This is a genomic window from Streptomyces sp. MNU89, assembly GCF_020982505.1.
Lineage (GTDB): Bacteria > Actinomycetota > Actinomycetes > Streptomycetales > Streptomycetaceae > Streptomyces > Streptomyces xinghaiensis.
On the sequence record NZ_JAJKLL010000001.1, the window covers coordinates 7,035,979 to 7,047,439 of the forward strand.

Annotated in this window: 9 protein-coding genes and 2 pseudogenes; 10 read left to right on the plus strand and 1 reads right to left on the minus strand. The window is 71.3% G+C overall.

Annotation, left to right across the window (positions count from 1 at the left end; genetic code table 11):
• Window positions 1–139: 139 nt before the first annotated feature.
• The 6 genes and pseudogenes from E4N63_RS30285 to E4N63_RS30310 all read left to right on the plus strand — a co-directional run bounded on the left by E4N63_RS30285 (window position 140) and on the right by E4N63_RS30310 (window position 7,410).
• Window positions 140–1,864, plus strand: a pseudogene (locus E4N63_RS30285) (PHP domain-containing protein).
• Window positions 1,861–2,394 (plus strand): hypothetical protein, encoded by a 534-nt coding sequence (locus tag E4N63_RS30290; RefSeq protein WP_125625712.1) that lies wholly within the window; start codon window positions 1,861–1,863, stop codon window positions 2,392–2,394. The pseudogene E4N63_RS30285 and the gene E4N63_RS30290 overlap by 4 nt, the downstream one beginning before the upstream one ends.
• Window positions 2,395–3,262: 868 nt before the next feature.
• The gene (locus tag E4N63_RS30295) at window positions 3,263–4,459 is read left to right on the plus strand and encodes an ATP-binding protein (protein ID WP_230239589.1); all 1,197 of its coding nucleotides are present in this window, start codon (window positions 3,263–3,265) and stop codon (window positions 4,457–4,459) included.
• 113 nt (window positions 4,460–4,572) lie between these two features.
• Window positions 4,573–6,076 (plus strand): annotated as a pseudogene (locus E4N63_RS30300) (Mu transposase C-terminal domain-containing protein); the annotation flags it as partial.
• 85 nt (window positions 6,077–6,161) lie between these two features.
• A complete protein-coding gene (locus E4N63_RS30305; RefSeq protein ID WP_230239587.1) occupies window positions 6,162–6,905 on the plus strand; it encodes an ATP-binding protein in 744 nt (247 codons plus the stop codon).
• Window positions 6,906–7,164: 259 nt separating this feature from the next.
• The gene (locus tag E4N63_RS30310) at window positions 7,165–7,410 is read left to right on the plus strand and encodes a hypothetical protein (RefSeq protein WP_230242734.1); all 246 of its coding nucleotides are present in this window, start codon (window positions 7,165–7,167) and stop codon (window positions 7,408–7,410) included.
• Window positions 7,411–8,055: 645 nt separating this feature from the next.
• Here E4N63_RS30310 and E4N63_RS30855 read toward each other — a convergent pair.
• On the minus strand, window positions 8,056–9,036 hold the full coding sequence (locus tag E4N63_RS30855; protein ID WP_268270946.1) for a helix-turn-helix domain-containing protein: 981 nt from the start codon (window positions 9,034–9,036) through the stop codon (window positions 8,056–8,058).
• A gap of 53 nt (window positions 9,037–9,089) precedes the next feature.
• On the opposite strand from E4N63_RS30855, the gene E4N63_RS30325 reads away from it, so the two are divergent.
• The 4 genes from E4N63_RS30325 to E4N63_RS30340 all read left to right on the plus strand — a co-directional run.
• Window positions 9,090–9,683: a hypothetical protein gene (locus E4N63_RS30325; RefSeq protein WP_230242274.1), complete on the plus strand. Its 594-nt coding sequence runs from the start codon at window positions 9,090–9,092 to the stop codon at window positions 9,681–9,683.
• A gap of 372 nt (window positions 9,684–10,055) precedes the next feature.
• Window positions 10,056–10,760, plus strand: coding sequence for a hypothetical protein (locus tag E4N63_RS30330; protein WP_230242275.1), 705 nt, complete (start codon window positions 10,056–10,058; stop codon window positions 10,758–10,760).
• Window positions 10,697–11,239, plus strand: coding sequence for an ABC-three component system protein (locus E4N63_RS30335; RefSeq protein ID WP_230242276.1), 543 nt, complete (start codon window positions 10,697–10,699; stop codon window positions 11,237–11,239). The genes E4N63_RS30330 and E4N63_RS30335 overlap by 64 nt, the downstream gene beginning before the upstream one ends.
• A partial coding sequence (locus tag E4N63_RS30340) for an ABC-three component system middle component 2 (protein ID WP_374112854.1) occupies window positions 11,236–11,461 on the plus strand: 226 nt, incomplete at its 3' end. The genes E4N63_RS30335 and E4N63_RS30340, both read left to right, overlap by 4 nt.

Sequence of the window (11,461 nt, forward strand, 5' to 3'; positions counted from 1 at the left end):
GGGGCCCTCGGGGCCCTGAGGTTTCATGCCGGGGCAGGCAGGACGGCAGGCAGGACTCACCCCCGAGTCGTTAAACATTCATCTTCTGCCTGGATGCTCCTCGGAGCCGCGCACGGCGGCGGTACCCAGGAGGACCTTCATGGGACACGGTCACGGACACGGTCACCACCACCCACCCGCACACCCACACACCCACAACCACACCCACACCCACGGCCACGAGGCCCGCAGGCCCTGCCCGCCGCCTTCGACACCAGCGTCCCCGACCAGGCCCTGACCCCCGAACAGCACTCCCGCCGCGGCCTGCTGCGCCGCGCGGGCCTGCTCGGCGCCGGACTGGCCGCCGGCACCGTCCTCACCCCCACCGCGACCGCCGCCCCCGCACAGGCCGCGGGCAACGGCCGCCGCACCAAGGGCTTCCTCTGGCTCGCCGGCGACCACCACATCCACACCCAGTACAGCAGCGACGGCAAGTACCGGGTCCTCGACCAGGTCCGCCAGGGCGCCCGGCACGGCATGGACTGGATGGTCATCACCGACCACGGCAGCGTCACCCACGCCAAGATCGGCGTGGAGAAGGTCAACCCGGACATCCGCGAGGCCCGCAACGCCCACCAGGACACCCTCGTCTTCCAGGGCCTGGAGTGGAACATCCCGGCCGCCGAGCACGGCACGGTCTTCGTCCACCCCGGCCGCAACGAGGTGTCCGTCCTCAAACAATTCGAGACCGACTACGACGGCAGCGTCAAGGACGCCGGCGCCTCCACCCCGCCAACGAGGCCCTCGCCGTCGCCGGCCTGTCCTTCCTCGCCGACCAGGTGCAGCGGCGCACGGTCAAGGACGCCCTGATGCTCGCCAACCACCCGGCGCGCAAAGGCATCGACTCCCCGCACGAGATCCGCGCCTGGCGCGACGCCACCCCCAACCGCCACCGGATCGCCGTCGGCTTCGAGGGCGCCCCGGCCACCAGGCGGCCGGCCTGCCCAAGCCGCTCGGCATGGGCCGCGCCCGCGGCATCTACGACGGCAGCCCGGGCGCCAACTCCTTCCCCGGCTACCCGCTGGAGAGCTACCGCACCTGGGGCGGCTTCGACTGGATGACCGCCACCGTCGGCGGCCTGTGGGACAGCCTCCTCGCCGAGGGCCGCCCGTGGTGGATCACCGCCAACTCCGACTCCCACCAGGTGTACGCCGACACCGCCGCCCGCGGCGGCGGCGACTTCGGCACCAACGGCCACTACGACGACCCCCTCTACGCCGGGCGGATCGACGTCACCCAGGGCGACTTCTGGCCCGGCCAGTACAGCCGCACCCACGTCGGTTCCCACGGCTTCACCTACGCCGCCGTCATGGACGGCATCCGCGCCGGCCGTATCTGGGTCGACCACGGCCGGCTCATCAGCGGCCTCGACGTCCGCGTCTCCGGCGGCGGCCGCTGGGCCACGCTCGGCGGCGCCCTGCACGTCCGCAAGGGCACGCGGGTCACCCTGTCGATGGACGTGGCCCTGGCCGGCGGCCCCAACTGGGCCGGATTCACCCCGAAACTGGCCCGCGTGGACGTCATCAGGGGCGAGGTGACCGGCCCCGCCACCGACAAGGACACCTTCACCGCGCCGACGGCCCGGGTGGTCACCTCCTACGAGGTGAACAAGGACACCGGCACCGTCCGCCTCACCTACGACCTCGGCCGCGTCGACCACCCCCTCTACCTCCGCACACGCGGCACCGACGGCAACCGGTCCGCCGTCGGCGCCCTGGGCGCGAAAGCCGACCCGGCCGGCCCCGCCATCGACGTCGTCGGCGACGCCGACCCGTGGCGCGACCTGTGGTTCTACTCCAACCCGGTATGGATCCTGCCGTCGTGACACCACCCTCCGCGCCCTACGCCATCGCCATCGACACCGACGCGGCGACGCTGCGCCAGGCCGATCACCTGCTCCAGGCGCTGGCAGCCGAACTCTCCCTCCCCGAAAGCGTCTTCGGCTGCACACACCTGGTGCGCGACAGCCGCCCGCGCGTCGCCCTGTCCCTCACGGCCGGCGCCGCCGGAGCGGAGCCGGTCCTGCGCACCGCCCGGGACCGGCTCACCGCCCAGGGGCACGCAGTCCGCGACGGCACCCCGGACGAGGCCGGCCGCGCCGTCCTCTACCCCGGCGCGGGCGCCCTCACCGGCACGCTGACGCTCGCGGAAGTCCTCGCACGCTCCGCGATCGAGCAGGTGACGGTGGTGGGCACGCCGGAGGAACCGCCCCCGCACACCCGGCTCGTGACCCGGGAACACGTCCGCCCGCACTGGCACAACGGCCGCCTCGTCCTGGCCGCCATGCCCGCCGCGGGCGGCACCCTGGTGCCGTTCGAGGACCCCGACCCCACGCCGTGCTGCGCGGACCACTGACCAAGGCCCGACCCGGGGGAAAACGCCCCCGCAGCCGGGCGGGACGGGCCAGAAGGCCGGGGCGACGTGCGGCTCGTACGACCGTCACGAGAACCGCACGAGCAGAGTGACGGCAGCCGCAGCGGCAGCCGCGGCCCCCACGGCGGGCGGACCGCCTCCCCGCCCAGGATCCGGGAAGCGGCCCGCCGAGCCCGCCCGACCCGCTGCACCAACTGCTCGCCGACACGAGCACTCCAGCACCGCCCCGGGCACGCTTCCGGGACAAGCGGTCCACCCACCACGGCATCCCGCCGACCGCATCGCCTCCGACAAACACCACCTCTTCCCGCCCCACCAGAACACCGGGCGCCCCTGACCATCGAGCCCCACGATCCCCACCACCCTGCTCACCACCCGCATGAGGCGGCCCGGGGAAACGCCGCACAAGACCACACGGCGCAAGGGCACACCCACGGAGCCCCCGGACCGCGGCGGGCCGTGAGCGGCACAGCACCCGCTACGCCCCCAGCCCGTACCGGAGCGCTCCCGCCGACGATGAGCAACCCGACACCGGAAGGGCGAGGCCCGAGAACACGTCCCGGGCCTCGCACGATCCGGCTCCACGGTGCGATCTCTCGGGTTGGTGTCGGTAGTGGTGAGAGTCGGTCGTGCTGGTCCGGGGATGGGTGTTACGAGGCTGGTCAGTGGGTGTTTGTGGGCGGGTGGGTCGCTGTCATGGGGTGAGAGATTGAGGGGTGGGATCGCTGTCGTGGGGCTTTATCGCATGGCAGCTGATGTTGTCTCAGATTCGAGAGTTCTTATGCGGTGAGGTGGGCTCGGCCGGTGTGATCGGGGCGTGGATCAAGAGGTAAGGGCCGGTCGTGGGCCTGTGCTGCCCAGGGGGCTGGTGGTGCGTCGTCTGCTGGAGCGGCAGCAGGCGGGGGAGCTGGCCACGCGGCATGTGCGTGCGGTCGCTGAGACGGTGGGTGTCTCGGAGCGTACGGTGTGGCGCTGGCTGGAGCAGGCGAAGGCGACCGGGCTGGTGGAGGCGCCGGTCCGGCAGGGGTATGCGGTGTCGGACGAAGTGTGGGCGCTGCTGGGCGAGGTCGGAGGGAACGTCGCTGAGCTGAGACGCCGGCTGGCCGCGGCTGGCGGGGCCTCGGTGCCGTCGGCGTCGACGCTGCACCGGGTGATCCGCAGAGACCGACGGGCGGGGCGCGCTTTGCTGGTCGAGCGGGAGCCCGTGGTGGCCGGGCCGAGCAGGCCGGATCCGCTCAGCGAGCTGGGCTTGAACGTCGTGGCCGGCCAAGGCACCGGCGGGCAGGTCTTCCTGCGGGAGCAGAAGCATTTGGCGCAGGTCCCGGTCCTGGTCCCGGGCGCACAGGTGGTGCACACGCTCGCTGTGCGGTCGGTGCTGCGGACGGTCGCCCACGCGGCCGCGGTGGGGGCGGTGGTGTGCTTGTACGGCGACGCCGGTCAGGGCAAGACCGTCGCGCTGCAGTACGCCCTTTCCCAGCTGCCGCACCCGGCCCGGGTCCGCCGGGTCCATGTCGGTGTGCATCCGACGGTCCCCGAACTGCGTCGGGTACTCGCGGACGCCCTGGAGCTGGGCAGGCGTCTGCCGCGCGGGGCGGGGGAGGCCGACCTTACGCTGGTGAACGCGCTGCGGCAGCCCCGCGTGCTGGTCCTGGACGAGGCACAGCGCCTTCCGGGACCGGCGCTGGAGTTTCTGCGCGGGCTGTGGGACCACCCGGACACGGATACGGCACTCGTGCTCGCGGGTGCGGGCAGCGAACGGGCGCTGCGCCGGGTACCTGCGCTGGCCTCTCGGGTGCTGACTTGGGAGCTGGTGCCGCGCCTCAGCCAGCGGGAGCTGGCCACCGTGATGGCTGCCTTCCACCCGCTGTGGCAGGACGTGACCGCGGACGATGTCGCGTGGGTGGACGAGCACGTGGGGCACGGCAACTTCCGGACCTGGGCGAAGCTGACCTCGCACCTGACCGCCGAAATCTATGGCAAGAGCCGGGCGGTGGTGGACCGCCGGATGCTGGAGCGGGCCTGCGCACGGCTCATGGGACCGCTGTGACCGGCGCGGCCGAGCCGGGAGAGGACGCTTCCCGCTCCGGCGCGCACGGGTCGGGCCCGGGCATGCGGGGAGGCCTGCCTTCCTCCTCCCTGTCGGCGCTGCGAGGCCCTGCCGTGCGCCGGCTGCTCGCCCTGCGGCAGGACCAGCAACTGACTACGCGGCATGTGCGGCTGATGGCTCAGTCGTTGGAAGTGACCGAGCGCACGGTGTGGCGGTGGCTTGCCGCTGCCGAGCGTGACGAGTCAGCGGCTGCGGAGCCCGGGGCACGGGCCCAGAGTAAAAACCGCTTCTCCGTCACCCCCGAAGTGCGCCGTCTGCTGGCCTTGTGGAAGGGAAACGTCGCAGCGGTGCATCGTGAGCTGACCGCTCGCGCGGCCAGGGGCGAGGGGGATCCGCCTCCCTCGATCCCGACGCTGCACCGGGCGGTCCAGCGGGATCTGACGCCGGGGGAGCGGGCCGGGCTCGCGGGTGGTGAGCGGGCCGCGCGGAAACACGATGTGTTCCTGGCCCGGCCGCGGGGCTGGCGCAACCACGTGTGGGAGACCGACCACATGCAGGCCCCCGTCCTGGTCGATGTCGAGGGCAGGGCCCGAAGGCCGTGGATCACGTGGTTCACCGACTGCGCCACCAACGCGATCACCGGTGTCGCGGTGACGCCGGTGCATCCGTCGCGGGAGTCGGTGCTGGCCGCGCTGCGCTCCGCGGTCCTGCGCGAGGACCCCTACGGCCCGTTCGGCGGCCTGCCCGAGAAGGTACGTGTCGACCGCGGCAAGGACTTCCTGTCGAGGACGGTGACCGCCGCGTTCGATCTCCTGGACGTCACCATGGAGGACCTGCCCGCCTACACCCCGCACCTCAAGGGCACCGTGGAGGGTCTGAACCGGGCGGTGGAGAGCATGTTCCTGGCCGCGCTGCCCGGATACGCCCGCCAGCCGCGCCCCGGCAAACGCTCTTCCCGCCCGAAGGGCGAGGTGCTGCTCGGCTTCGAGGACTTCACCACCCGGCTGCTCGCCTGGACGTCGTGGTGGAACACCGAACACCAGCCCGCGCCGTTGCGGGGCAGGACCCCGCTTGAGGCGTGGCAGGACGATCCCACCCTGCTGCGGGACGTGGCCGCGGCGGATCTGTGGACGTTCACCCTGGAGGACGCCGGCACCCGCACACTGACCACCCGCGGTATCCGCTTCAGGAAACGCGACTATGTGGGGCCGTGGATGACCGGTCAGTCCGGGCTCCAGGTCCGGATCCGCTTCATGCCCCACCACGACCACCGCATCGAGGTCTACCACGCGTTCACCGGCCGCTACCTCGGTCCCGCGGACCTGGCCGACCAGGCCACCGAGGAACAGGTCAGCGCTGTACGGCGGGCACGGGCCGCCCGAGCCCGCCGCCTGAAGAAGGACCTGGAGGGTTCACAGCGCGAGCGCTACGCCGCCGTGAACCAGCCCGAGGCCCCCCAGCGGCTCGGCACCCTGACCACCGCGCAGGCCGAGGCCGAGCTCGCCCAGGCCGCCGGCACCGACCTGTCCGATCTGGCGATGCCGGACCTCATCCCGCCCGCCGCGCCCCCAGCCGACTGGCGCACCCCGCCATCTCTCGTCACCCGGACCGCGCCCGGCCGGCCTGCTCCTGTCCCATCCGAACCTGCCCCCGGGCCTGTACCCGGATCGACCGCTCAGACCACTGAAGACGGAGACGCCTCGTGACCGCGGCCACCTACCAGTACGTCGACCTGCCCGACGCCTCCGTGGTCACCACCCGCGCCCTGCTCACCGCACGGGAGAACATCGGCGATACGGTCGCCGCCCGCGCGATGATGTGTATCCACGGCGGCGCCGGCTTCGGCAAGACGCTCGCCGTCAACACCTGCCTGCGTGAACTCGAACCCGGCGAGGACGTCCGCAAGATCACCTTCCGGGCCCGTCCCACCGCCCGAGCGGTGCGCTACGAGCTGTTCACCGCGCTCGACCTGGCCGGCGAGCCGCCGCGCCACCCCAGCGAATTCGACCGTCTGCTGAAGACCGCCCTGGCCGAGCGCCCCCGCACCTTCCTCGTCGACGAAGCACAGTGGCTCAACGGCGAGGCATTCGAGTACTTCCGCTACCTGTGGGACGAGCCCTCCACCCAGCTTGCGATCATCTTCGTCGGCGGCGAGGGCTGCCACACCGTGCTGCGCCGCGAACCGATGCTCTCCTCCCGCATCTTCATCTGGCAGCACTTCACCCGCCTCACCCCCGACGAGGTCCTCGACGTCATCCCGCTGTTCCACCCGATCTGGGCCGACGCCGACCCCGACGACATCACGTTCGCCGACAGCCACGCCGCACACGGCAACTTCCGCGCCTGGGCCCAGCTGACCGCCCACACCCGCACCGCCCTGGCCCGCACCGGCCGCCCCCGCGTGGACCAGGAACTGCTGCGCTGGGCCTTCAGCCGCCTCGCCTGACCACCAACACAGCCCATGCCTCCGGCCCCGCCGCTGCCGCCCGTCACCGTGGTCATCGACCGCCATGACGACGTGCTCCACACCCGCACTGCCCTGGCCGCCCACCACCCGTCGTCCGGCCGGATCACCCTGCACCCCGGCCCGGGCACCACCAGCGAGACCGGCCTCGCCCACGACCTTCTCGCCGCCCTGGGCAAACCGCCCCTGCTCACCGGGCGCTTCCGCCGGGCGCCAGCCCGCCTGGGCCGCCAACGCCTGGATGACCGCCCTGCCCGTCACCCGGCTGACCGTCCTGCGCGCCCACCGCCTCACCACCCGCCGCACAATGCGCCTCCTGGAGCTGCGTGCCCTCACCGGTGTCCACCTGAGCCTGGTCTGCCACCGCCCCCGCCTTCCCGCCGCCCTGCACCAGGCCCTGCAGACGGCCGACTACCCTCACCGCCGACTTCGAGGCCGCCCCGCCGCCACTACTACGGCACGCCTATCACCGAACCCCTGCCGGTAGACGAGCCCGCCGGGCCGACAGGTCGGTGGCTCACTCTGCCTGCACTGGAACGCCTCGTCTCCTACGACAGCCCCGCCCCTGCGCCGACCTGTGCACGCCGCCCCCGATCATCTGGCGGCACCGTCCACCGCCCGTGCCTCTGACCGCGTCCACCGCCCAGCGAATCGCCCACCGGCTGCACGCGGCGACCGCGCATCCCGCCTGGCCGCGGCCCTTGCCGCCGCGCTGTTCACCGGTGCCTCCCTCCAGCAACTCGCTACCGCCCGCCCTCGCGACTACGACACTGCCGCGGCCACGCTCGCCCTGCACGACCGCGCCCGCTACACCGACGGCTGCGCCGCACCCCGTACCACCCTGGGCCGGCGTCTTCCTGCGGGCCGCGGTCTGCTTCACCCGTCTCGTCTCCGGCGAGGACCAGGAACTGCTCGCCGCGCCAGGTGACCGTGGGCACCTGCTGCGTGTGGCGGAGACGGCCAGGCTGCGCCCGCCCCAGCCGCCCACAGCCCGCCGGAAAGGCCCGGTCGGCCGTGTGGAGTGGGATTGGCGCGAGCGGCGGGAAGCCGAGCGATACGAAGCCATGCCGGCCAGTCGCGTCAGGCCCTCGCGACGCTGAACACCCTGTCGCGGTCGCTCGAAGGGGCAGGCTCAGCCGATCGAGAAGTCGACGAACTCGACGTCGCTGAAAGCGATGTGCAGACCGTGGGCCCGGCGGCCCCATTCGCGGAAGTAGGCGTGTCCCAGCGCGCGGGCGAGGATCACCGTCTGCTGCTGCTCGCCCGCGCCGGCGTCCCGGGCGGCGAACAGCTCCCGGGCTACCTCTCCCGGCAGATCCTGGGTGATCCACCGCACCCGCGGGTCGTCCGAGGAGCCTGCAGGAGCCGCAAATCCGAATCGCGCCCTGGTATGGAAGACGAAGCCCTCCGCCTCTGCCTGGGCGCGTCGACGGGCCCGTATTCGGGGCTGCCACCGGGCCAGGACCGTTTCCTCGATCGCCTGCACCTGCAGCGGACCCGGCGGACGACGCGCTCCTGGCTTCTTCGTCATCCACCGCTGCACGGTGCGCTGCGACACCCCCAGCACGGTGGCGACCCGCCGAGTGGAACCACCGTGTGATGCCAGCAGAAACCGCAGGCGGGCCTCGGTGCTTGCAGGAACGGGCCGGGTGCGTAATGCGCGCTCCAACCCCTGCTCGATCTGTCCCACATCCGCCTCTCGAAGCGGCCAGCCGCCAGGGCCGGCATCTGCAGTCCGTCGTGTCAGTTTTTCCACGTCGCCTGCCTCTGCCTGCCCGTTCTTGCATTCTCGGGACAGCACTGGCTGCCGCAAGATATGAGCCCTTGGACGAGCACCGGCGACAAGCCGACGGCACGGGTCACGACGGAGTCGCCAGCGTCCCGGTGCTGTCCTTCGGTATGCACATGAGCCATCGATCCGTACGCGGACAGCGCCACCGCCCTGGTCGCCCGCATCTCCGGCGAGGGCGAAGAGCCGGCGGCCGAGCCGGTATCCTGCCCGCGGGGCTGACGCCCTGGGCTTCGCCGACGCCCACACCGCACCCGGACACCCACACTGCCCGGACCACTGGTGAAAGGTCTTCCGGGATCGACGGACACCTTGACGATCCATCGAGCCGGGGTTGCCGTGTGGGGGCGAGAACCCGGTGCCGAGAGGACCCGTCCATGACCAAGCGCACCACCGAGCAGCAGCGCGCCCGCGAACTCCAGCGCACCGCACGCGAGCAGGGCAGAGACCTCGGCTACCACGAAGCCCTCAACTGGGTACGTGATGCCGCCGAGTCGCAGGCCAAGTTTCCGGGCAAAATCGCCGTCCCTGTGCCGCACGATCACTGCGTCATGCTCTTCGAAGCGGACACGGACCCCGAGTACATCCGCAACGCGGTCACGCCGCTTTCCCCAGCCGAAGTCGAGCTCCGTAACAAACTCGTCCAGCGGAGGAACGCTCTGATGGACGACCACTCCAAGGCGGAGATCATTGCCATGATCCTCAGGAGGTGGCGCTATCCGGGCGAGAATCTCGCACGCTGGACCAAGCAGGAGCTCGCCAACGAGCTGGTGGACGGCGAGGACGGCCGCGAGCGCTACGAGGCGTACGGGCGGGTGGCACTGCACAACGGAAAGCCAATGCCCGGCTCACGCTCCCTTTGCGGAGGCGCCGGCTGCTCCGGCCACGACAGTGCGACGCCCTGGCCGGAAACCCGCGCGCGCTTCCGCGCCCAAGGGCCATGCGTCGACGCACAGAGCGCCCCTCGGTGACCGGCGTCGTCTTGGCGGAGGCCAGGATGACCATCCCGCGCCGCCGGTAGCCGGCCCTTGGGTATCCGCTGCAACATCCGAAGCGTGTTGCACCCCTGACTTGCGAAACGCCGACCAACGGTCGGGCTGGGCGCGTGCGACGTCCTCGACACCACCCTCGTCCAGCCAGCCTCGTCGGGGAGATCAGCGCTCACATGTCCGTCGACACCGCGGCGGGGTCTACCTGTATCCGGCCCTGCGCCTGGACGTGGCTGCCAGGTTCGGCGCGGCCCGGCCGCGGCCGCAGGGTGATCGGCCACTCCAACTCCAAGGGGGGTGAGGCTGCTCAGGTGCCTTCCTGACGGACCATGCGGGGTGATATCACTACCGTGAGTGATCGTGCATGGCAGTAGGGGCCGGGGGTGGGCTGTGGCAGGGAGGCTTGAGCCGGGGAGGGATGGAGTCCGGCCGGTATTCGACGGCTTTCCGGAGCTCAAATCGCCAGAGGTCGTCGTGCTTGCGCCGCCGACCCAGAGCGCGCCCTTGCCCACGCCTCAGGTGTACCTGCAATACATCTACGACGCTGACGACTGGGAGGACTTCACCGTCGAGTGGGTCCACCAGTTCGGTACGTGGTCTGGCCGTCCCTACGTCCGAGTTCAGCGGATGGGTGGGGCCGGCGACCGCGGAGCGGACGTCGCAGCCTGTCTCTCCGAGCAAGGCACCGCAGGTGAGTGGCACTGCTACCAGTGCAAGCACTACCTCAAGCCGCTCGGGCAATCAGACGCCTTCCCAGAGATGGTGAAGATCTTCGTCGCGAAGATCCTCGGCACGTACGAGCTGCCCACACGCTATGTCTTCGTCGCACCAAAGATCGGCACGGGACTCGAACGACTCCTGCTCAACCCGCCCCAGCTGAAGGACGAGTTCTTCGCGGCGTGGGACGACAAGGACTCAAGCTCGGGACCAAGCCCAAGCTCACCCCGGAGATGCGTACAGCCGTGGGCGCGCTGGCGCAGGCGACGGACTTCTCGATGTTCGAAGCCAGGAACCTCGAAGAGATTCTCGAACTGCACGCTGCTACCCCCCACCATGTGAGGCGCTTCCCGCAACCGCTCAAGCCGCGCCCTGCCGCCGACCCGGCCCCACCCGACCAGGCACCCCACGAAGCCGTCTACGTCCGCAAGCTGCTGGACGCCTACAACGCGAAGCACGGCCTCGCCCTGGAGACGCTGCAAGAGGCCCGCGACCATGCGAAGGTGAGTGGCCACCTTTTCCGCCAGCGTGCCGCCTTCTTCCACGCGGAGTCGCTGTGGCGTTTCGCGCAGGAGAGCGTCCCGGAAGCGACCTACACCGCGATCGAGACCGACCTGTACGACGCCGTGATCGAGATCGAAGACCGCGACTATGCCAGCGGCTACGCACGCCTGGAAGCCGTGCTCGACGCGGCCGTCGCTCACACACCGAACCCGGCGAACATCCTCGCCCCCGTGGTGAAAGTCATCGACCTCAAGGGCATGTGCCATCGCCTGGCCAACGACGACCGGCTGACCTGGTGCAAAGAGGAGACCCAGTGACCGCTCTCAACAGCCCCGTGGAGGCCGGGATGCGCGCTCTGATCCTCCTGTCAGAGACCTTCCCCCGCCGCCTGGACGTCGCCCAGCTCGTCTACCTGGACCACGCCATGCTCCGCAGCGGCGACCTCGACCAGGGCCCAGCGAGTCTCCCACCCCCGACCTCCCCGCCAGCCCTGGCGAGAGCCTCGGCCTGCCGGCGCCTCATCGAGCAGGGCCTCATGG